The organism is Nocardia sp. CDC159 (assembly GCF_023740735.1).
GTDB lineage: Bacteria > Actinomycetota > Actinomycetes > Mycobacteriales > Mycobacteriaceae > Nocardia > Nocardia pulmonis.
Genome location: NZ_JAMRXH010000001.1, coordinates 755,314 through 777,498, shown reverse-complemented (window position 1 = coordinate 777,498; position 22,185 = coordinate 755,314). Strand labels below are relative to the sequence as shown.

The 22,185-nt window shown below is 69.0% G+C and carries 18 protein-coding genes; 9 read left to right on the top strand and 9 right to left on the bottom strand.

The genetic code is table 11. The features are described from left to right. Positions 1-1,194, top strand: a complete 1,194-nt coding sequence (locus tag NDR87_RS03765) for a cytochrome P450 (protein WP_251908749.1) — start codon at positions 1-3, stop codon at positions 1,192-1,194. Continuing rightward, complete coding sequence (locus NDR87_RS03760; protein WP_251908750.1) at positions 1,191-2,687, top strand: FAD-binding oxidoreductase; 1,497 nt, start codon at positions 1,191-1,193, stop codon at positions 2,685-2,687. Before NDR87_RS03765 ends, NDR87_RS03760 begins: the two co-directional genes overlap by 4 nt. Positions 2,688-2,733: 46 nt before the next feature. On the opposite strand, the gene NDR87_RS03755 is transcribed toward NDR87_RS03760, so the two are convergent. Together NDR87_RS03755 and NDR87_RS03750 are read right to left on the bottom strand one after the other, a co-directional pair. Further along, positions 2,734-3,291, bottom strand: a complete 558-nt coding sequence (locus NDR87_RS03755; protein ID WP_251908751.1) for an SWIM zinc finger family protein — start codon at positions 3,289-3,291, stop codon at positions 2,734-2,736. Beyond that, positions 3,291-5,174: a DEAD/DEAH box helicase gene (locus tag NDR87_RS03750; protein ID WP_251908752.1), complete on the bottom strand. Its 1,884-nt coding sequence runs from the start codon at positions 5,172-5,174 to the stop codon at positions 3,291-3,293. The genes NDR87_RS03755 and NDR87_RS03750 overlap by 1 nt, the downstream gene beginning before the upstream one ends. A 152-nt stretch (positions 5,175-5,326) precedes the next feature. Here NDR87_RS03750 and NDR87_RS03745 point away from each other — a divergent pair, with 152 nt between their 5' ends. Further along, entirely contained in the window at positions 5,327-5,797 is a 471-nt protein-coding gene (locus NDR87_RS03745) for a MarR family winged helix-turn-helix transcriptional regulator (RefSeq protein WP_251908753.1), read from the top strand. A 4-nt stretch (positions 5,798-5,801) separates the two neighbouring features. Here NDR87_RS03745 and NDR87_RS03740 read toward each other — a convergent pair whose 3' ends face one another. Continuing rightward, positions 5,802-8,516, bottom strand: a complete 2,715-nt coding sequence (locus NDR87_RS03740) for a family 78 glycoside hydrolase catalytic domain (RefSeq protein WP_251908754.1) — start codon at positions 8,514-8,516, stop codon at positions 5,802-5,804. 138 nt (positions 8,517-8,654) lie between these two features. On the opposite strand from NDR87_RS03740, the gene NDR87_RS03735 reads away from it, so the two are divergent. Next, positions 8,655-9,872 carry a class I SAM-dependent methyltransferase gene (locus tag NDR87_RS03735; RefSeq protein ID WP_251908755.1) on the top strand — a complete coding sequence of 406 codons (1,218 nt, stop codon included), beginning with the start codon at positions 8,655-8,657 and terminating at the stop codon, positions 9,870-9,872. 25 nt (positions 9,873-9,897) lie between these two features. Here the strand turns inward: NDR87_RS03735 and NDR87_RS03730 are convergent, their stop codons facing one another. Then, positions 9,898-10,824, bottom strand: coding sequence for an NAD(P)-dependent oxidoreductase (locus tag NDR87_RS03730; protein ID WP_251908756.1), 927 nt, complete (start codon positions 10,822-10,824; stop codon positions 9,898-9,900). 147 nt (positions 10,825-10,971) lie between these two features. Here NDR87_RS03730 and NDR87_RS03725 point away from each other — a divergent pair, with 147 nt between their 5' ends. From NDR87_RS03725 to NDR87_RS03710, 4 genes are all read left to right on the top strand, one after another. Then, positions 10,972-12,081: a DegT/DnrJ/EryC1/StrS aminotransferase family protein gene (locus tag NDR87_RS03725; protein ID WP_251908757.1), complete on the top strand. Its 1,110-nt coding sequence runs from the start codon at positions 10,972-10,974 to the stop codon at positions 12,079-12,081. Between the two features lie 160 nt (positions 12,082-12,241). After that, positions 12,242-13,180: a hypothetical protein gene (locus NDR87_RS03720; protein WP_251908758.1), complete on the top strand. Its 939-nt coding sequence runs from the start codon at positions 12,242-12,244 to the stop codon at positions 13,178-13,180. After that, a complete protein-coding gene (locus NDR87_RS03715) occupies positions 13,177-14,466 on the top strand; it encodes an activator-dependent family glycosyltransferase (RefSeq protein ID WP_251908759.1) in 1,290 nt (429 codons plus the stop codon). The genes NDR87_RS03720 and NDR87_RS03715 overlap by 4 nt, the downstream gene beginning before the upstream one ends. Next, on the top strand, positions 14,466-15,182 hold the full coding sequence (locus NDR87_RS03710) for a class I SAM-dependent methyltransferase (RefSeq protein WP_251908760.1): 717 nt from the start codon (positions 14,466-14,468) through the stop codon (positions 15,180-15,182). The genes NDR87_RS03715 and NDR87_RS03710 overlap by 1 nt, the downstream gene beginning before the upstream one ends. A gap of 61 nt (positions 15,183-15,243) precedes the next feature. Here NDR87_RS03710 and NDR87_RS03705 read toward each other — a convergent pair whose 3' ends face one another. The 5 genes from NDR87_RS03705 to NDR87_RS03685 form a co-directional block, all read right to left on the bottom strand. After that, positions 15,244-15,828 (bottom strand): dTDP-4-dehydrorhamnose 3,5-epimerase family protein, encoded by a 585-nt coding sequence (locus tag NDR87_RS03705; protein WP_251908761.1) that lies wholly within the window; start codon positions 15,826-15,828, stop codon positions 15,244-15,246. Continuing rightward, entirely contained in the window at positions 15,825-17,303 is a 1,479-nt protein-coding gene (locus tag NDR87_RS03700) for an NDP-hexose 2,3-dehydratase family protein (protein ID WP_251908762.1), read from the bottom strand. The genes NDR87_RS03705 and NDR87_RS03700 overlap by 4 nt, the downstream gene beginning before the upstream one ends. 141 nt (positions 17,304-17,444) lie before the next feature. Further along, positions 17,445-19,163 carry an NAD(P)/FAD-dependent oxidoreductase gene (locus NDR87_RS03695; RefSeq protein WP_251908763.1) on the bottom strand — a complete coding sequence of 573 codons (1,719 nt, stop codon included), beginning with the start codon at positions 19,161-19,163 and terminating at the stop codon, positions 17,445-17,447. Beyond that, entirely contained in the window at positions 19,160-19,747 is a 588-nt protein-coding gene (locus NDR87_RS03690) for a TetR/AcrR family transcriptional regulator (protein ID WP_251908764.1), read from the bottom strand. Before NDR87_RS03690 ends, NDR87_RS03695 begins: the two co-directional genes overlap by 4 nt. A gap of 172 nt (positions 19,748-19,919) precedes the next feature. Next, complete coding sequence (locus NDR87_RS03685; protein WP_251908765.1) at positions 19,920-20,588, bottom strand: response regulator transcription factor; 669 nt, start codon at positions 20,586-20,588, stop codon at positions 19,920-19,922. A gap of 333 nt (positions 20,589-20,921) precedes the next feature. Between NDR87_RS03685 and NDR87_RS37655 the strand changes: the two genes are divergently transcribed. Continuing rightward, the gene (locus tag NDR87_RS37655; RefSeq protein WP_251908766.1) at positions 20,922-22,169 is read left to right on the top strand and encodes a histidine kinase; all 1,248 of its coding nucleotides are present in this window, start codon (positions 20,922-20,924) and stop codon (positions 22,167-22,169) included. Positions 22,170-22,185: the final 16 nt, after the last annotated feature.

Below are 22,185 nucleotides of genomic sequence, written 5' to 3'. Positions count from 1 at the left end.
ATGGGCGGTCCGCATATTCCCCCGAAACTGCGCACGATGATGGACGACTATGCGTACCGCCGCGTGCACGAGCCGGTCCGGTTCGACGAGCCGACCGGCCGCTGGGAGGTGCTGCGCTATGCCGACGGGCTGCGGGTGATCTCCGATTCGGAGGTCTTCTCCAACGACCTCACCGAGTTCATTCCCGACAACGAGGAACTGCGTGCCTTCCGCAAGGGCAACTTCCAAGCCATGGACGAGCCGCGGCACCGGGAGTTGCGGGGACTGGTCAGCCAGGGATTCACGCCGAAGTTCGTGCAGAGTCTGGTGCCCCGAGTCGAGCAGGTCGCGGCGGAACTGCTCGACGCGATGCTCGAGCGCGGCCGGCGGCGGGTCGACATCGTCGCCGAGCTGGCGGCCGCGCTGCCGGTGATCGTCATCGCCGAGGTGGTGGGCCTGCCGGTGAGCGACCGGCACCTGTTCCGCAAGTGGGCGGATGCCCTGCTCGTCGACAACGGCGTGGACGCGCTGTTCAGCGAGGAGGGCGTGGCCGCGATGGCGCCGTTCATCCGGGAGATGAACGAGTATCTGCTCAGCCACGTCGACAGCTATCGCCGCTCCGGTCAGGAGGGTCTGATTCGCGACCTGCTGGACGCGGAGCTGGACGGTCGCAGGCTGGACGACTACGAGATCATCGGATTCCTCGCGCTACTGCTCATCGCCGGGCATCTCACCACGAGCACCGTGCTCACCAACGCGCTGCTGTGCCTGGACGAGAATCCGAATCTGATCAAACAGTTGCGCGCCGAGCCCGCGCTGCTGGGCCCGGCGATCGAGGAGGTCATGCGGTATCGGTCCCCGCTGGTGTGGGTGGACCGGCGCGCGCTCACCGACGTCGAGCTGGGCGGCGTGCGGATTCCGAAGGGGTCGCTGGTCAGCGCGTCGCTGATCTCGACCATGCGCGACGAGGCCGAATTCGCCGAACCGGATGTGTTCGACATTCACCGCAAACAGGCGCGACATCTGGCCTTCGGTAAGGGCATTCACTTCTGCCTGGGCGCGCCGCTGGCCCGCCAGGAGGTCCGGATCGCGCTGACCGGCATGCTCGAGCGGTTGGAGGACTTCCGGGTGGCCGAGGACGAGGAGATCGTGTTCCACGACCCCAAGGACTTCAACGGCGCCAAGAAGCTGCCGATGGATCTGGTGCCCCGATGACCGGCACCCTCGATCGCACCGCCATCACTCCGGACGACCCCCGCTACGCCGAGGTCACCACGGCCGCCAACGGCCGCTTCCGGTGCACGCCGCGCCTCGTCCACGTGCCGGGCACAGCCGCCGAGGTGGTGGCGGCGGTGCAGGCGGCGGCCGATACCCGCGCGCGCCTGGCGATCCGCAGCGGGGGGCACTGTCTGGAGGACTTCGTCGACTCGGCGGAAACCGAAGTGCTGCTCGACCTTTCGCGGCTGAACCGGGTGGACTACGACCCGCGGATGGGCGCGTTCGCCATCGAGCCGGGCGCGCTGCTCGGGGATGTCTACCGCGGTCTGCTCAAGGGGTGGGGCGTCGCCATCCCGGCCGGGCTGGAGTATTCGGTCGCCGCGGGCGGGCACATCCTCGGCGGCGGCTACGGCCCGCTGACCCGCGCGCACGGATGCGTCGTCGATCACCTGTACGCGGTCGAGGTCGTCACCGTGGACGCGGCGGGCCGGGCGCGGATCGTCGTGGCGACTCGTGATCCGGGCGATCCGAACCATGATCTCTGGTGGGCCCATACCGGTTGCGGTGGAGGCAATTTCGGTGTGGTCACCAAGTATTGGATGCGCTCGCCGAATGCCGCGGGCGACGATCCGGCCCAGCTGCTGCCGCGGCCGCCCGCCGAGGTGCTGGACGGCCTGACGTTCTGGTCGTGGTCGGATCTGACACCGGAGTCCTTCCGCCGCCTGCTGGCCAACCACGGCCGCTGGCACGAGCGGCACAGCGCGCCGGGCATCGCCGAGAACGCGCTGTTCTCCATCCTCACGGTGCTGCGCGCGCAGACCGATACCATCGCCCTGCTCACCCAGGTCGACGCGGACGCCGACGGCGCGGCGGAGATGCTGTCGGACTACCTCGATGCGCTCAACGACGGTGTCGGGGTGGAGTATCGCCACGATGTGCAGCGGCGGCCATGGCTGCGGTCGATGCTGTGGCCGCGGCTGCGCGGCGACGTGTACGGGCAGCGGGCCAAGTGCAAGGCGGCCTATCTGCGGCGGCGCTACACCGACGAGCAGATCGATGTCATTCATCGCCATCTGACCGATGACGCGTACGACAACCCCGGTGCCGGAGTCATTCTCGCCGCGTACGGCGGGCAGGCGTCGGCGGTGGCGCCCGATGCCACCGCGACCGCGCAGCGGGACTCGGTGCTGAAGGCGTTCTACCTGAACAATTGGACCGACCCGGACCGCGACGACGAGCATATCGCCTGGATCCGATCGTTCTACCGCGATCTGTACGCGGGCAGCGGCGGTGTCCCGGATCTGAACGGGCAGGCGGACGGGTCGTATATCAACTACCCCGACACCGATCTGGCCGATCCGCACTGGAACAGCTCCGGGCTGGCCTGGCACGACCTGTACTACAAGGGCAATTACCCTCGCCTGCAACGGATCAAGGCCGCCTACGATCCGACCGGCTTCTTCACCCACGCCCTCGGCATCACGGCGTGAGTCGAGGCCCGGTCGCTGTCCCCGCACGCGACCGGGCCTCCTCCTGTCAGCCGTAGAAGGCGCCCGGATCCAACTCGGTCAGCGGGATCCAGTCCGGGTCGCCCGCCTCCGCCACCGCGGCACTGTCCATCCGCAGCTCCACCGCCAGCCGCGGGCGCTCGTCGACCCGCATCGAGAGCGCGTACAGGGTGGCGAGGATGTGTACGCACGGCCGCTTGCGGGTGCGGCAGTCGCAGGTCGCGACCTGCTCGTCCAGCGGAACCGCGAAAGTGATTCCCGCGGCGGTGAAGTCGGCCTCCAGACCGTCGGGCAGGTCGCCGGCGGCCAGCCCCGGATTGGCCGCCAGCGATTTTCCGATCAGGCGCTCGGCGTCCTTCTCGGTCTCCTCCGACCACGGCGGCAGCTCGATTCGCACATTGGCCTCGGCGCCCGACGCGACGACCTTCGCGGTGACCACCCCGACCTCGATGGTCAGCGTGGCGCCGTGATTGCGGGCGATGCTGCGCGCCTTGGGCAGCAACGGATTCGGGCCCGCGGCGGTGGTCTTCTCGATGGTGCGGGTCCAGGAGCGCCCCCAGGGGGTGGCACCGAATTCGGGTGGCATCAGGAGATCGCTCCCAGGTCGAGGTCGACGATGGCGTGCAGTTCGTCGTCGGACATCTTGGCGAGCGCGGCCTCGGTGTTGCCGCCGACGACGATATCGGCGAAACCGCGCTTGGTGTCGTGCATCTGGGCGATGCGGTCCTCGATCGTGCCGCCGGAGATCAGCGTGTACACATTGAGTGTGCGCTGTTGGCCGATGCGGTGGGCGCGGTCGGTGGCCTGTTCCTCGACGGCCGGATTCCACCAGCGGTCGTAGTGCATCACATGCGCGGCCCGGGTCAGGTTGAGCCCGAATCCGGCCGCGCGCAGGCTCAGCAGCAGCACCGGCGGCGAATCGTCGTCCTCCTGGAACGCCCGGACCATCTCGTCGCGTTTGTCGCCGGACAGTCCGCCGTGCAGGAACGGAATCGGGCCGGTGCCCAGCGTCTCGCCGAACGCCGTCGACAGCAGTTCGCCCATGGTGCGGTACTGGGTGAACACCAGGGCGCGGTCGCCGTCGTCGACGATCTCCGACAGCATTTCGGTGGCCCGGTCGAACTTGCCGGATCGGCCGGGACCCGCCGCCTCGTCCCCGAGGTACTGCGCCGGATGGTTGCAGATCTGCTTGAGCGAGGTCAGCAGGGCCAGCACCCGGCCGCTGCGCCCGATGCCCGCGCCCAGGCCCTCGCTGAACGCCCGGTCCACCGCCTCCCGGTACAACCGCACCTGCTCGTCGGTGAGGGTGCAGTACATCGAGGTGTACTGCTTGGGCGGCAGTTCGGCGGCGACCAGATCCTTGGTGCGGCGCAGCATATGCGGGCGTACCAGGGCATTGAGCGCGGCCGCGGCGGGTGCGGAACGGCGCTGTTCGATCGGCGCGACGAAGCGCTGCCGAAACCGGCCGCGGCTGCCCAGCAGGCCCGGATTGGTGACATGGAAGATCGACCACAGCTCGTCGAGACGGTTCTCCACCGGGGTGCCGGTCATAGCGATCCGCACGGTCGCGGTCAGCCGCGCGGCGGCCTTGCTGACCTGTGCCTCCGGGTTCTTGATCTGCTGGGCCTCGTCCAAAACGACGATGTCCCAGGCGGTGTTGAGCAGCCGCTTGTCGTTGCGCAGCACCGGATAGCTGGTGATGGCGACGGTGCCCGGTTCGAAGCGCTCGGGCAGGTCGCGATTGCCGCCGTGGTAGCGCAGCACCGGGGTGGTGGGGGAGAAGCGGGCGAGTTCGCGCCGCCAGTTGCCGATCAGCGAGGTCGGGCAGACCACGAGATGCGGGCGCTCGGAGCGCCGGATGGCCAGCAGGCAGATGGCCTGCAGCGTCTTGCCGAGGCCCATCTCGTCGGCCAGCACCCCGCCCGCGCCCAGGTCCAGACGCGAGCTGAGCCAGGCCACACCGTGTATCTGATAGGGGCGCAGCTGGGCATCCACCGCCGTGGTGGCCAGGGTGGCGGTGGTGTTCGCCGCCCGGCGGAACTGGGTCAGCAGCGCCGCCGGGGCGGCGACCGCCGTCCCCTCCGGATTCGTCACCGCGTGCGCGGCGATGGGCATCCGGGTGGCCAGCTCGGCGAAGTCGGGGTCCTTGGCCTCGCTGTCGCCGTCCACCAGGCGGGCGGCCTCCTGCCAGTTCTTGACCGACTTGCCGACCTTGGCCCGCCGGTTCAGTCCGTTGAGGGCGGCGATCGCCTCGTTCAGGTCGACGAGCCGGACGTCCCGGTCGGCGGCGACGACCGTGCCGCCCTCGGGCGCCGCCAGCGAACAGGTCGTGGTCCGTCCGCCGGGCAGGCCGTGCTCCCGCAGGGCCGCGTCCAGATCGTCGGGTCCCCACCAGGCGAAGGCGTTCTCGGCGGGGACGAATGTGGCCTGCAGGCGGGGAACGTGCGTTCGTCCAGACAGTAGGACCAACTCCTTGGAAATCCTGCGGTCGCGAGCGACCTGGCGTGGCGCGACTGCTGCTCACCGCACTATTGTGTGGCGGTGATATTGTGTACTAGAAATATTGTGGCGCGTGAAAGTTGTGCGACGCAAGGATACTTCAACGAATCGGGTCGTGTCACATGACTATGGGGCAGCAGGAAAAACCGCAGGTCAGCGCGTTGTTGGAGCTACTGCCGGACTGGATTCAGCAGGTGATCCGGATCAACAGCCTGGTCGCGGCCCGGATGGGCGTGGTCATGACCGACTTCCACTGTCTGCACGTCCTGCAGCAGGGCGGGCCGACCACGCCCGGTGCGCTGGCCGCCCGCGTGGGGCTCACCGCGGGTTCGGCCACGCGGATGGTCGACCGACTCGAGGCGGCGGGCTGCGTCACCCGCGCGCCCGACCCCAAGGACCGGCGCAAGGTTGTCGTCGTGCCGACCCCCGAGGGTCTGGAGCGAGCCGGTTCCTACTACGCGGGACTGATCGCCCGCACCCAGGCCGACCTGGCCGATTTCACCGAGCAGGAGTTGCGGGTGCTGCTCCGGTTCGTCGAGCGCAGCCTGGCCAGTGCCATCGCGGAGGCCGACCGGTTGAACGCGGGTTCGTGACGGCTCAGCGCTGGGTGAATGTCCATGTGCCGGAACCGATTCGGTAGGTGGCATGCCTGTCGTTCCGGTCGACCCGTTGCGCCGCGGTGGAAGTGGTGATCTCCGCGTCCGGCCGCAGCAGGGGCACCACGACGGTGGCGGTGCTGTTGGCCGGAATGAGGACCTCCAGTTCGACCGCGCTGCCGTCGCGGTGCCAGCGGCTGACGATCTCCCCGCGCACGGTTCGCAGGGTCGCGCACACCGTCGTGAGCGAGCCGACGAGGGCGGGGGCGATGCGGATTCTATCGAAGGCGACCGCGTCGGGGTCCTGCCGAATTCCCGCGAGGCCGTGGGTGAACCACGAGGGCAACCCGCCGAGGATGTTCAGGTCGGCCACGCCTTCGCGGCCGTTCCATTCCCAGCTCTCCGGTAGCGAGGTGGCGCCGTGCTCGATCCAGTATCCGTAACTGGGATAGCTGGTTTGGACGGCGACGTCGTAGAGCACGTCGTGACGGCCCGCGTCGGTGAGGACGCGGACGATCGCGGGCAGCCCGATCATCCCGGCGGTGAGGTGGTTTCCGGATGCTCTGATGTTCTCGACCAAAGTGGCGAGCACCGATTCCCGCAATTCCTTCGGGGGCGCGCCCATATCGAGGGCGAGCGCCGTGGCCGTCTGCGACCCGCGCCCGTACGTGGCGGTGGCGGGATCGAAGAACTTCTGGTGGTACACCGTCGCGATCGCCTCGGCCTTGCCGCGGTACTCCAGTGCGTGGTCGGCCTGGTTCAGGGCCGCCGCGATGCCCGCCATGGCGGTGGCGATCTTCCAGTACCCCCACGCCTCGGTCATCTCGGGCGGGGTGAAGTGGGCGTTGTCCGGATCGAACGGATGTTGCCAGTGCTGGCCCGGATACATCCAGTCGCCGAAGTAGCCCTCCGAGATGTCGCCCGGCGGATAGCCGCCGTCCCGCTCGCGCGATCGCAGCAGCCGAAAGTACTGCCGCATACCGGCATAGTGGCGTCGTAGCGCCGCGGTGTCACCGTAGCGGCGGTAGCTTTCGTATGCCTGCACGATCGGCGCGCCGCTCCAGTTGATATCGCCGTCGTACCAGAAATCGGTGGGATCGGGGACGATGCCGGGCAGGTCGCCATCCGGGCGTTGCGCGTCGAAGACCTCGCGCAGCATCGCCTGGTTGTAGGAGGCGAAGTCGTAGCGGTGCACACCGCTGAGCGCGAAGCCGCGGTCGGCCTGCCACCCGGCCTTCTCGCGGTTGGGGTCGGTGGGCATGGTCGGCGCGATCATGGCGCTGCGCATGCTGCGCTCGGCGATGCGGTCGATGGCGTTCAGCAGCGGATCGGAGCAGTCGAAGGCGGCGGTGGCGGCGACCGCGGCGCGCACCGCGATGCCGGTCACGCTCGACAGGTTCGGCCGGGTCGGCAGTCCGCGAATTTCGAGATACCGGAATCCGTGGTAGCCGAAGCGCGGATGCCACGCCTCCACCCCGTCGCCCGCCAACGTATAGTGGTCGGCCACAACCACATTCGGCACCCACCCGACCATGCCGCTCTGACTGACCCGGCCGTTGTCGAGATACCAGCCCGGAAACAGGCCGATCCGCGTCCCGGCGGGCCCTTCGACCTCGATCCGCGGCCAGCCGACGAAGGCGGTGCCGAAATCGAAGACGTATACGCCGGGTTCGGGTTCGGACATCTCGACCGCGGGCAGCCACTCCGCCTCGACGACAGCGGGCTCGAATTGCGCGCTGAGCGTCGCGGGGGTCTCGGAGGCAACGTCGGCGTAACGCCACCCGGAGTGGTCACCGTCGGGCCGATCCCAGCCGGACGGCCAGCGGCGGGCGTCGAAATCCTCGCCACCGTAATAGCCCGAGAAGTCCAGCGGGCCGTCGTCGACCCGCCAGGTGGAGTCGCTGGCCACCCGCTGAACGGTCCCGTCGGCATAGCGAATCTCCAACTGCGCGATGACCTTCGGTTCACCGGACAGCCGGACGGTCTCCCCGCTCCCGGCGACGCCGTTCTTCCAGGTCACCGACTCCCAGTAGCGGCCCTCCCGTTCGGGCACATTGAAAAAGCCGTTGCCGACGAGCATTCCGACGACATTGTCGCCGGGCCGCAGGTGTTCGGTGACGTCATATGTCCTGTACAGGGCGCGTTTTCGGTAATCGGTCACGCTCGGCGTCAGGACGTCCGCACCGACCTTGCGGCCGTTGAGCCGTGCCTCGTACAGGCCGAGGCCCGAAACATACAGCCGCGCTTGTTCGATCCGTCGCTGCGGCGGCACGCTGAAACGCTTGGCGAAGATCGGCAGGGGCCCCTGCTCGCGGGCCGCGGGCGACGCGCCGGTGATCCATTTCGCGGTCCAGTCGGCCGGTTCGAGCAGGCCCATCTCCCACCGGGCGATCGGACTCCACGCCGACTCCCGGTCATCGTTGGTCCATACCCGGACCTGCCAGAACCCCTGTGCGCGCGAGGACAGCGGCTGCCCCTCGTAGCCGATGTCCACCTGCCGATCCGAGGCGACCGGGCCGGAATCCCACAGGTCCGGCCGGTCCAGTGCGAGGAGTTCCGGAGTCGAGGCGGCTCGGATCCGGTAGGCCGACTGCACGATGTCCCGGTGCGCCGAGACCAGTCGCCAACCCAGCGCCGGTGTCGGGTCGTCTATTCCGCGCGGGTCCACCAGATAGTTCACGGTCAGGCCCGCGACGACGACGGCATTGCTGTCCATACAGGCTTTTCTCCCCAGTTGGAACGGGCCGGAAAAAAATTCAGTCCGCTGCTATCCTAGTCCACAAAATTGTTTGGTGCGAAGGGGTTCGAGTGAGACTCGAGCGGTCCTCGCCCGGGCGTGGATACAGTTCGGGACATGGTCGAATGTCGAGTCTGTGGCAAAGCGGTTATCGAATTCATCGATCTCGGACGGCAGCCGCTGTCGGATGCGTTCCGGGCCCCTGAGCAGGAGGGGGAGGAGTTCTTCTATCATCTCGCGGCCGGACAGTGCGAGTCGTGCGCGATGGTCCAATTGCTGGAGGAGGTGCCCCGGGCGAAGATGTTCCACGCCGATTATCCGTATTTTTCCTCGGGTTCCTCTGTGATGCGCGAACATTTCGAGAATACCGCGAACAAATTCCTGGAGAACGAACTGACCGGAGCCGATCCGTTCATTGTGGAAATCGGCAGCAACGACGGCATCATGCTCCGGACGATCGCGAAGGCGGGGGTGCGCCATCTCGGCGTCGAGCCCTCGGGCGCCGTCGCCGACCACGCCCGGGCACAGGGCGTCGACGTGCTCACCGAATTCTTCGAGGCGAGCACCGCGCGGGCAGTGCGCGCCGACCACGGCCCGGCCGACGTCGTCTACGCGGCCAACACCTTCTGCCACATCCCGTACGTCGACTCGATTTTCGCGGGGCTGGACGCGCTGCTCACCCCGGGCGGGGTGTTCGTATTCGAGGACCCGTACCTGGGCGAGATCGTCGAGCGCACCTCGTTCGACCAGATCTACGACGAGCACTTCTACTTCTTCAGCGCCACCTCCGTGCGTGCCATGGCCCAGCGATTCGGCTTCGAACTGGTGGACGTCGAACGGCTGCCGGTGCACGGCGGCGAAGTGCGCTACACCCTGGCCCGGGCGGGCGCGCGCGTGCCGACCCCGGCCGTCGCCGACCTACTGGCCGAGGAGTCGGCGCGCGGCCTGCACGACCCCGCCACCCTCACCGCATTCGCCGCCGCGGTCGCGGTCATCCGCTCCGAGCTGATGGCGTTGCTGCGCAAGCTGAAGGCCGACGGCGCCACCGTCGTCGGCTACGGCGCCACCGCCAAGAGCGCCACCGTCACCAACTACTGCGGCATCACCCCGGACCTGGTGAGCTACGTCTGCGACACCACTCCGGCCAAACAGCACCGGCTGACTCCCGGCGCGCATCTGCCGGTACGGCCCGCCGAGGATTTCGCGGCGTCGTATCCGGACTACGCGCTGCTGTTCGCGTGGAACCACGCGCAGGAGATCATGGCCAAGGAAACCGGTTTCACCGCCGCGGGCGGCAAGTGGATCCTCTACACCCCGGACGTCCGGGTCGTCTGACGGCCACGCTCGGACGGGCGGTCCGCTACCGGGCCGCCCACATGTCCCGCAGGGATTCCGTCAGCGACCACCGCGGTTTCCAGTCGAGCACCTCGGCGGCCCTGCGGATGTCGGCCTGTAGCCACGACCCGCCGTAGCTGTGCACCTCGCTGGCGGTGTCCTCCACCACCGACAGCGGGAAACCGGCGGCGGTGACGAAGGTTTCGACGAACTCGCGCATCGGCACCGCTCGGCCGCTGCCGATATTGACCACCCCGGTCACGCCCGGCCGCCGCGCGGCGGCCACCGCGGCGCGCGCCAGATCGCGCACGTCCAGCCAATCCCGGTGCGCGTCGGCGATCGGCAGCCGCACCGTGCCCGTCGCCAGCAGCGCCACCAGCTTGCCCGGCAGGCTCGCGGGCGACGGATGCGGCCCGCACACATTCACCGCCCGCAGCACGACGGCGTCCACCGCGCCGGTCCGCGTCGCGTCCAGCACCGCCTGGGAACCGGCGAGTTTCGTCCGCGCATAGGCGGATTCGGGCGCGCACGGCATGGCCTCGCCGATCGGTGTGCCGAAGGCGGCGGGAGAGTACTCGTGCATCGTACCGATGTGCACCAGCCGCACCGGCCGCGGCTGCGCCCGCACCGCCGTCAGTACCTGTTCGACCAGGGATACGTTGGCCCGCACCAGTTCCGCCTCGGTGCGGTCCCACCCGTCGGTCGCGTTCGCGGCGTCGGTGGCGTTGATGACGACCTCGGCCGACTCCTCGCGCAACAGGGCCGCCGTCGCCGCGGCGGGCGCGGTGGCCAGATCCAGCGCGGCGAACCGGTCGCAACGCAGTCCCGCGGTGCGGTTGCGGGCCACCGCCACCACCCGCGTCCCGCTCTCGGCCAGCGTCGCGCACAGGTGTCTGCCGACCCAGCCCGTGCCACCCAGCACCACGGCCGTTCTGATCTCGTTGTGTGCCAACGGCTTTCTCCTCCCGGTGGTCCCAGGCTAGAGGCGCCGCCGGGCGGCCGCCACCGCGTGGCGGCTCCGGTGCGGTCTCCAGGCAGGTTCGAGTCGCCATTGGTAGACCCGAAAGGGCGTATCGATCCGACTGCAGAGGACTGACCCTTGGCTACCCTAGTGTGGGACTATCTTCCCGAATACGACCGCGAGCGCGACGACATCCTCGCCGCCGTGGACAAGGTCTTCCGGTCCGGCCAACTCGTATTCGGCGAGAGCACTCGCTCCTTCGAGCACGAATTCGCCGCCTACCACGGGCTCGGGCACGCGGTGGGCGTGGACAACGGCACCAACGCGATCAAATTGGGCCTGCAGGCCCTGGGTGTCGGCCCCGGCGACGAGGTCGTCACGGTATCCAACACCGCCGCGCCGACCGTCGTGGCGATCGACGCCGTCGGTGCGATCCCGGTGTTCGTGGACATCCGGGCCGAGGACTATCTCATGGACACCACGCAGGTGGCCGCCGCGATCACCGAGCGCACCACATGCATTGTGCCCGTACACCTGTACGGTCAGTGTGTCGATATGGACCCGCTGCGGCGCCTGGCGGCCGAGCACGGACTGAAGATCCTGGAGGACTGCGCGCAGTCGCACGGCGCTCGCCAGCGCGGGCGCATCGCGGGCACGATGAGCGACGCGGCCGCCTTCTCCTTCTACCCCACCAAGGTGCTCGGCGCGTACGGCGATGGCGGTGCGGTCGTCACGGCCGAGGAGGAGATCGATCAGCGGTTGCGCCGCCTGCGGTACTACGGGATGGCCGAGCGGTACTACGTGGTCGAAACCCCCGGGCACAACAGCCGATTGGACGAGGTGCACGCGGAGATCCTGCGCCGCAAGCTCTCCCGGCTCGACGAGTACATCGCGGGCCGCCGTGCCGTCGCCGCCCGCTACGCCGAGGGCCTGGCGGACACCGAACTCGGCCTGCCCGCGCTGGCCGACGGCAACGACCACGTGTACTACCTGTACGTGGTCCGCCATCCGCGGCGCGAGGAGATCCTGGAAGCCCTGCTGGACTACGACATCAAGCTGAACGTCAGCTACCGCTGGCCGGTGCACACCATGTCCGGCTTCGCGAAACTGGGCTACGCCAAGGGATCGCTGCCGGTCACCGAGGCCCTGGCGGACGAGATCTTCTCGCTGCCGATGTACCCCTCGCTGCCATTGGACGTGCAGCACAAGGTGATCGACGCGCTGCGTGAAATCCTGGCCCGCTTCTGAGTGGGCGGCCCCGCACCACGCCGATCGGGATGCGGTGTGGTGCGGGGAAATACGCCTCGACGCGGCTTCAACCGGGCCTGTAGGCGTGCGCGTTAGCGTCCGAGCAGAGCGAAGACATTCGGGAAGAGAGGTCGGAGTGGACAGTGGGCTACGGCGACGCATGCAACTCGTGCGCGGGCTGCAATGGGTGCGGGCCGCGGCGGGCGACCCGCTGGCGGTGCTGCTGCGCGGTCATCCGGCCGACGGGTGGCCGGTGATCGCGGATCCGGTGTCGCACAGCACGACCGGGACGGTGCTGGTCGGCGGCGCGCACGCCGGTACCGTGTTCGCGGCCTCGACCGGGCTGGCCGACTGGCGCCCGACGGGGTCGCGGGTGATGGCGGTCGCGGCCGAGGACATCGAACCCGCAGACCCGGCGGGCGTCGCCGCGCTGGCCGACACCCCGGCGCCCGCGGTGACCGCCGTGCCCGGCGAGCTGACCGATCTGGTTCCCGCCGCGGAGCTGTTGTGCGCCAGGGCGTACGCGGAGCTGCTCGGCGCCGAGCCGGACGACCTGCTCGGCGCGACCCCGGTGCTGGACAACCTGCTGTGCCCGCAGCGGGCGGCGGCCACCGAGCGCATGCTCGCCGCCGTCGACGCCCTGCGCGCCGCGCTGGGCGCCCGCACCCCGGCGTTCTTCCTCGCCGTGGTCGCGCCGCGGCTCACCGCCGATCTGGTCACGCGCACCGCGGCCGCCCTGCTCGCGGACGGCCGGTGGCCGGATACCGAGGGCGCGGTCGAACGGACCCGGGCCGCACACCCACCCGTGCGGTTGCAGCTGACCACCACGGGCGCGGAGGTGACCGTGGCCGGGGAGGTGATTCCCGGCAACAGCCAGGTGGCCGTGCTCACCCGCCCGGATGCGTTGCCGCGCTGGGTGGAGCTGCCCGTGGTGTACGCCACCGCCGACGCCGTCCTGACCGCGATCGCGCGCCGCCATCCGCGGCTGGTGTCCACCGGCGCCCCGCTCGACCGCCCGCTGGCACCGGCCACCGGCGGTCTGGACCGGCTGCCGGTCGCGCCCCTGCCCACCGAGTTCCGAGAGGCGGTGTCCGCATGAAGGTCGTGCTGACCTGTTTCGCCGCGCCCACGCACTTCTACTCCATGGTTCCGCTGGCCTGGGCGTTGCGCGGCGCCGGGCACGAGGTCCGGATCGTCAGCCAGCCCGCGATGGCGGCGACCATCACCGGCGCGGGGCTCACCGCTGTCACCGCCGGACCCGCCGAGTGGTACGGCGACCAGTACGCCCCGGACGTGCTCGACGCGATCTTCCCCGGCTGTCTCGACCACGTGCGTGACTTCGACTACACGGCCACCGAAACCTGGACGCACACCGGACTTCTCGCCTTCGAGCACATGGCGAGCGCGGCGATGTGGGCCACGATGAACGACGATCCGATGGTGGACGACATGGTGGCGTTCGCCCGGGACTGGCGACCCGACCTGATCATCTCCGAGACCTACACCTTCGCCGGGAGCATCGCCGCCCGCGTGACCGGCGCGGTCGGCGCCCGCTTCAACTGGGGTCCGGACGTCGCCCTGCGCGTCCGGCAGGCCCTGCTGCGGATGTCGGCGGAACTGCCCGAGCCCTACCGCGAGGATCCGACCGCGGAGTGGTTGTCGCACACGCTGTCCCGGTACGGATCGTCGTTCGACGAGAAGGTGATCACCGGGCAGTTCACCGTGGACATCACCCCGCCCAGGATGCGGTTGGACACCGGGCTGCACTACGAGTCGCTGCGCTACATCCCCTACAACGGTCCGGCGGTCGTGCCGGACTGGCTGCGCACCCCGGCCGAACGACCCCGCGTCTGTATGACCCTGGGCCTGACCGACCGCTCACATGGGCAGCAGGTCGAGTACCTCGACGCCGTGCTCGGCGAGCTCGGTGCGGGCGAGCTGTTCGAGGCGGTGGCCGGGCTGGACTGCGAGGTGATCGCCACCATGGATCCGGAGCGGGTGGCGATCGCGGTGCCGGACAATGTGCGGCTGGTCGGCTTCGTCCCGCTCGACGCGCTGCTGCCCACCTGCGCGGCCGTCGTCCATCTCGGCGGCAGCGGCACCCGCGCCACCGCGGAGGTGCACGGGGTGCCCCAGCTGATGGTCGCCGAGGGCTGGGATGCCGTGCGCGGCAACGGCATTCAGGAAGCGGGGGCGGGACTGTGCGTGCCCGTGGACAAACTCACCGGCCCGGGGCTGCGCGACGGCCTGCGCGCCCTGCTGGAGGATCCGTCGTTCGCCGCGGGCGCGCGGCGGTTGCGCGAGGAGATCCACGCCCTGCCCACCCCTGTCGCGCTGGTGCCCAGGCTGGAGGCGTTGGTCGACGCCTATCGAGAGGAACGCTGATGTACGAGGGCGAGTTCGCCGACATCTACGATCGCATCCACGCCCACCGCGGCAAGGATTACGCGGGTGAGGCCCGGCTGATCGCCGACCTCGTCCGGGCCCGCAATCCCACGGCCGCGTCCGTGCTCGACGTCGCGTCCGGAACCGGACGTCACCTGGCGCACCTGCGGGCGGAATTCCCGGACGCGGCGGGCCTGGAGCAGTCGCCGGAAATGATCGCGGTGGCCAAGCGGCGCATCCCCGAGATCACCGTCCACCAGGGCGATATGCGGGACTTCGAACTCGGGCGGAGCTTCGACGTCGTCACTCTCATGTTCAGCAGCATCGGTTATGTGGACGACTATCCGGATCTGGCGCGGACGCTGGCCACCCTGGGGCGACATCTGACCCCCGGCGGGGTGGTGGTGATCGAACCCTGGGTATTCCCGGACACTTTCGCGCCCGGCTACGTGTCCACCGATCTGGTGCGCGACGACGAGGGCGCGGTGGCCCGCTTCTCCCACTCCATTCGCGAGGGGGATGCGGTCGTGATGAGTGTGCAGTATCTGGTCGCGACCGCCGAGCACGGCATCCGCCACCTGACCGACCGGCACCGGCTGGCGCTGTTCACCCGCGAGCAGTATCTCGCGGCATTCGAGGCGGCGGGCTGCCCGGCGGAGTTCGTCCGGCCGGAACCGTTCGGGCGGGGGTTGTTCATCGGGGTGAGGAAGAGCTGATCACCGCGGCCAGAGGCGGGGCCGGAAACGGCCCCGCCCCTTCGGATTTCGGCCGCCCGGATCAGGGCTCCAGCGCGAGGCAGTCCGCGTAGCGGGGGAGCAGGTCGGCGGCCAGCGCCTCGGCCAGGGTCGGGGCGGCGGTGTCGCGTTCGGAAAGCACCAGGGCCGCGGGCAGGTTCAACCCCAGCTCCGGGTCGCGGGGGTCGAGCGCGCGCTCGTTCTCCGGGATGTAGCCACCGGAGAGCAGATAGGTCATCACGGTGTCGTCCTCGAGGGCCAGGAAGGCATGCGCGACGCCGATCGGCAGGTACAGTCCGCGCTCGGCATTGCCGTCCAGCTCGATCACCTCGTGTGCGCCGAAGGTGGGGGAGCCGACCCGCACATCCATGACGATGTCCAGGCACCGGCCGTGCGCACACCACACGTATTTCGCCCGTCCGGGCGGCGGCATCGTGTAGTGCACCCCCCGGAAAACGCCCAGCCGGGAACGGCTCACGGCGCCCTGCGCCACCGGGAACAGCGGGCGGCCCAGTTCGGCGGCCAGCGCCTCGGCGTCCAGCGGGGTGGTGAAGCGACCCCGGTCGTCGGTGAAACCCGGGACGTCGAACTCCAGCGCACCGGCGACGGCCAGCTCGCGCGCCTTCATCGGGCGGGCCGGGCGGTCAGGCTGTGCAGGCAGGCCACCAGCGTGCGGGCCTGCACATTGACATAGTGGCTGTGCCGCAACAGATCCACCAGCTGATGCACGGGCATCCAGCGGAAGTCGGGGTGGTCGTGGCGCGGGGCACGCTCGACCTCGACGATCGTATAGGTGTTGCGCGAGTGGTAGAACCGGCCGCCCTCTTCGGAAAGCAGTGTGCGATAACGGATCTGCTCGGGCCGCGCGGACAGCACCTCGTGCACGAATCTGGGCAGGGCGGCGGCCGGAAGTTCGCGATAGTTGTCCGGGGTGCACTGCACGGTCGGGGCCAGCTCCACCACGTCGAGGTAGCCGGGTTCGGCGCGGGCATGGACCAGCGCGTGCAGCACGCCGTGCACCCGGGCCACCAGGAACGCCACCAGGCCGGTGCCCTTGGCCGCGATCATCGGCTGGCTCCAGCCGGGCACCTCCCGCGTCCGCGACTGCACCCGCACCCCGATGACGTCGAAGAAGCGCCCGCTCACATGCGAGATCACACCGTCGACCCGATGCCAGTCGGGCAGGGCGGCCAGCGGAAGTTCCCGGGTGGCGACCTCGGTGCGGGTGCGCACGTCGGTGATCCAGCTGAGCACCTCGGCCATGCTGTGCAGGCTGCCGCGGTCGGGGTCGCAGGAGGCCAGCAGCGCCGCGTGGAACTCGTCGCGGGGCACCGGCACCGCCTCGCTCAGCGCGGGCCCGGCAAAGGGCAGGCACGCCAGCACGGTGCGCGCGTCCATGTTGATCAGATCCTCGACGGCCAGCAGCCGGTGCACCTGGCCCAGCGTGAGCCAATGGAAGCCGGGCAACTCCGGGACGTCCTCGCTCACCTCGACGACCATGTTGCGGTTGCGTTTCTGCCGGAACCACGCGCCCTGTTCGGACTGGCGGACATCGGCGAGCACGCGGTGCCGCGCGACATCGCGGAAGATGTCGAGGTAGGGGACCGAGGAGCCGCCGTGCACGCGGGTGTAGTTCGACCGGGTGGCCTGCACGGTGGGCGAAAGCTGTAGTCCCAGCGCGTTTCCCGGTTCGACCTTGCCCTGCATCAGCAGGTGCGGCACCCCGTCGAACTCCTTGACCAGGATGCCGAGGATGCCCACCTCGGGCTGGTTGAGGATCGGCTGGCTCCAGGTCGGCACCGGCGCGCCGGTCAGGTGCACCTCCAGTCCGCCGACGGTGAAGAATCGGCCGCTGTCATGGGTGATGTCGCCGGTGTCCGGGTCGGTATGCCAGCCCGCCAGATCGTCGAGCGCCACCCGGCGCACCGTCATGGTCGCGCGCGCGTGACATTGATCGAACCAGTGCCGGAACGCGCCGAGATCCCCGTGCGGCCCGGCCGGGTCCGACCCCGCCACCGCCGACAGCGCGAACCGGCGCGGCGTGTCCTCGTCCGGACCCACGGACAGCGGTGAGCTCTGTTCCACGGTGGTGTGCTGCGCCACATCCAACTCCCTGCTCGGTCCGCCCGGATGGTCCGGGTCGACCCGTACGGGTCGACCCGAACTCACCCTGCCGCACCGGGCTAGAGACTCGGTTCGAAGGACGCTCGAACTTCGGTGGGAGCCGCGTGGATTGGATCGGGATCAGGAGGACGACGGCGCGAACCGCTGGTGCTCGGGGCCGCCGACCTCCATGAGGGGGTCCCAGTCGGCGGGTATGTCGGGCAGCGCGGCGGTGTCGCCGTAGACGCGCCCGCGGCGGATCTCGGGACCGAGGTTGCGGCCGAGCACCCATCCGGCGGCGCCGACGCCGGAGGCCATCGCCCCTTCGACGCCGGGTCCCCAGGAGTTGCTGGCCCCGGCGAGGAACAGACCCTTGATGCGGGTGCGGGGGATCGGACGGAACGGCCCGAATTGGTGCCAGGACAGGTCGATTCCGTAGGCGACGCCGCCGCTGGACAGTGTGTAGCGTTCCTGCGTGACCGGTGATCCGGCCTCCTGCCAGACGATGTGGTCGCGCAGATTCGGGATGATCGCGGCCGCGCGCTCGATGAGGACCTCGGTGATTTCCTCCTTGCGCTTCAGATACGTTGCCTCCCGACGGTATCGGCCGCCGTCGTACGGGCCGGTCGGCACACCCCAGAATCGCGGATCGGCCGGTGCGGCCGACATCACCTCGAGGTTGGTGTAGCCCGCCGGTGCGATGCGCTCGCAGGCCGGATCCTTCACCGACTGCACCGAGACGAATCCCGGCGTGCGCGCGTACAATTCGCCGATCTGCTGCTCGGACAGCGTGCCCGCCCGCTCGGCCAGGTCGAACGCCTTCTCCGAGGGTTCGAGGATCGGGTAGCTGAAGTAGTTGGTGATCGGCATCCGCCCACGCAGATCGATGTCGAGGGCGAGGTAGACGTTGAACAGCGGCAACGACATTCGATAGGAATCGACTCGCTTCACCGCCCACCACGGCAGCTTGTCGCGTCCCACCAGATCCAGGAAGGTCCGCTTGATATCGGCGTTGGACACCACCACATCGGTATCGATGCGCTCGCCGTCGGCGAGTTCCACGCCGGTGACGCGGCCCTGCTCGACCAGGATGCGCCGCACCCGGGCGTGGGTCCGCCAGTCACCGCCGTGCGCGCGCACGACCGAGGCGAGATGGGCGGCGAATACCTGTCCGCCCCCGGCGGGGAACCAGCCGCCGTCGCGAATGTAGTTGTGCAGGAACACCGCATGCACCATCGTGGCGGCGCGATGCGGTGGCGACAGGTACGACGCCTGTGACGACAGCACCGACCGCGCCGCATTGCCGAGTTTGCAGGCGTCGAGCAACCGGCCCAGGGGCACCATTGCCCAGAGCGCGGCCGGACCGGCCGAGGCGATCATTCGGGCGATGCCCTGGTTACTGCTCGGGGTGGTGATGCGGTCGGTCGCCTCGCCCAGCGCGCGCAGCACGCCGATGAATTTGCGCAACCCCGCGGCGTCGGCGGGGAACGCCTGAATGAGGTTGGCCAGGTAGGCATCCCAGCCGCGCGGCACCTTCACCGTCACCTCGGGATAGACGATGGTGTCGAAGCCGTCGGGATCCATCGGCCGGAACTCGATCCGATCGTCGAGGCCGACCCCGCGCAGCATGGTCGGGATTGCGCCGTCGGGACCGCAGTCACCGAGATAGTGCACACCCACTTCGAATTCGAACTGCTTGCGCCGGAACACATGGGTGCAGCCGCCGAGCACCTCACCGGCCTCGAGCACCAGCGTGCGTTTGCCGTTGGCGGCCAGATACGCCGCCGCGGTCAAACCGCCCATGCCGCTTCCGATCACGACGACATCCCAGCGCGTCGTCCCTCCCGAGCCGTGTGTCATGACTGTCCTTCTCTCCCTACCATTGCCCGCACCCAACCGCTGAGCTCGGATTCGACGTTGTCCAGTGGCTCGGAGCTGCGTTTGGCCTTGGCCAGCAGCAGCGCGCCTTCGATCGCCGCGACCGCCATCGTGGCGATGGATTCGGCCCGCGCCATCGGTAAACCCCGCTGCCACAGCGCCGCGGCGATCAGCTGCTCCCAGGAGGTGAACGCCTCACCCGCGACCTGCCGGGTCCGTGGCTGGTCCCCGCCCTCCAGCGCGGCGGCCGCGACCGGGCATCCGGCCCGAAAGTCGCTGGCGCTCAGTTGCTGTCGAAAGAACTCCACCACCATCCGCAGCGTCGCCACCGGATCACCCTGTGCCAGGCTCGCCGCGATCATCGAGCCCATCAGCGCACCGGCACGCCGGGTGGCCTCCTCGGCCAACTGCGCCTTGCCGTCGGGGAAGTGGTGATAGATCGAACCCCGCGGAGCGTGCGCGTGCTCGACGACATCGGCCATCGAGGTGGCATCGACGCCACGCTCCCGGAACAGTGCCGCGGCACTGTTCAGCATTTGCTCCCGTGCGGTCGACCGTCGTCCCATTGCACCTCCTCGCGATCCGGCAAACGGGTGGTAACTATGTCGAGAGGCATAGTATCGACGGCCGCATTACTATGCAACCCGTTGTATATGAGCGAGGAGTGCCGCTGGTCAGGCAGGCCTTCCTGCGACAAGGGTTATGCCATGTGACATAGTTGCGAGCCGCCTCGCGAGCTCAGCGGGTCCCGCCGGGTGTGACGAGGCCGGTTTCGTAGGCGACGACGACGGCTTGGGCGCGGCTGCGGAGTCCGAGTTTGGTCGTCATGCGATAGACGTGAGTTTTGACGGTGCCCTCGCTGAGGCGTAGCCGGGTCGCGATCTCGGTATTCGATATGCCGGTGCCGACGAGGCGGAGTATCTCCATCTCGCGGGCGGTGAGGGCGGCGAGATTCGGGTGCGGTCCCGGCGGCGACGTTCGGCAGGCGAATTTCTCGATCAATCGCCGGGTGACGGTCGGCGCGATCAGCATGTCGCCGGTGGCGACCGCGCGAATGGCGGAAAGAACTTGTTCCGGGGATGCTTCCTTGAGTAGGAATCCGGACGCACCGGCGCGCAGTGCGGCGTAAACGTACGCGTCGAGATCGAAGGTGGTGAGAATGAGTACCCGGGGCAGTGGGTGGGCGTTCGACGTCGCCAGAATTCGCTCGGTGGCAACGATTCCATCCGTTCCCGGCATGCGGATGTCCATCAAAACCACATCCGGCCGGTGGGCGGCCACCAGGTCGACCGCCTCGGCACCGTCGGCGGCCTCACCGATCACCCGAAGCCCATCGCTGGCGCGGATCAGCGCGGCCAGAACGCCGCGTACCAGAGGTTCGTCGTCGACGACCAGTACGTTGATCATCCGGCTGCCTGTCGCCCGCCGGGCCGCCCGGACCGCCGCGAACAGCGTTCAGCTGCAAGTACATTCCGAGACATCGTCGTACCGGACACGACCCGAGAACCCCCTTGGTGCGGTGTCTGCTGCGAGCGTAGCCGGACGCTCCCCGACGCGTGGTCCGAATGTGATCGCCCCCCTGTTACTCGAGTTGACGAAGCCGGCGCCGTCCGCAGCGCCGCTGATCATCCGGCAATGACGGTAAACCTCCGTCGTATTCGCTCGTGGAGACGAATTTCGCCCGGCGAAAACGGCGGTGCTCGACGAATGTGATCGCCGTATTCGCCCTACGATGAGTGCGTGCCGCCCGGATGTCGATCCCCGCTCGCCAACGCCCGGACGTTTCGGGATTGGCTGCGGCACAACCCGCGAGCGGTGGACGCGGCGATGGCACTGATCATGTTCGCCGCCATGGCCGTGATCGGCAGTGTCTATCGTCCCGGCGGATGGCGAGAATTCGATCTCGTGGGTTATGCCCTGACCGGGTGGATGTGTCTTCCCTTGGCGGCGCGCAGAATTGCCCCGATGACGGTGCTGGTCGCGGTGACGGCGGTGTATATCGGATACCTGTCGCTGGGTTATCTCCCGAGCATCAATCTCTATCCGCCGATGGTGGCCTTCTATACGGTGGCCGCGAACAAATCGCCCTCGACGACGACTGTGGGTGCGCTGCTGCTGGCGGCCGGGTTGTTCTACAGCGGTCTGGTGGTGCCGGAATTGCCGATGGCGGCCGCGGCGGCCCAGTCGGTCGCGGCGCCGGCGGTGCTGTGGGTCATGGCTGGCGTCGCCCGGCGGCTGAACCTGCGCAACAGGCAGTTGGCCGAGGCCACCGAACAGTTGCGGCGCGAACAGGAACACCGTGTCGAACTCGCCGTCGCCCAGGAACGCCTGCAGATCGCCCGGGAGCTGCACGACGCTGTGGCCCACCATATTTCGGTGATCTCGCTGCAGGCCGGACTGGCCCGATACGTCTTCGACAGCGATCCGGACACAGCCCGCGCGGCGGTGCGCACGATCGGCGACACCAGCCGCGAGACACTGGACGACCTGCGGCGCGTGCTAAAGCTGCTGCGCCCCAGCGAACCGTCCACGACCGATATCGCGCCAGCCGAGATCGAGCCCGCGCCCGGGCTCGCACGATTGGAAGCCTTGCTCGACCGTGTCCGCGGCGTCGGCGTGAACGCCGGGTTGCGGATCATCGGACCGGTCGACGACCTGCCTTCGGGATTACAGACGACGGTGTATCGGATCATTCAGGAGTCGTTGACCAACGTGATCAAACACGCCGGTCGGTGCGAGGCCAGCGTGACGGTGCGGCGCGACTCCCGGCACCTCCGCGTCACGGTGTCCAACCGCGGAAACGATACGGCCGCGCCACCTTCGGCCGACGGCCTCGGCTGTGGACATGGCCTGCTGGGGATGCGGGAACGCGCCCGATTGTACGGCGGAACGGTCACGGCGGGTCCTCGGGCGGATGGCGGGTACGCCGTCGAACTGATCGTGCCATGGCCTGCCCCGGGCACCGGCGAAACGGCCGTGGCGCGCTAGGCCCCACCTCCGCTAA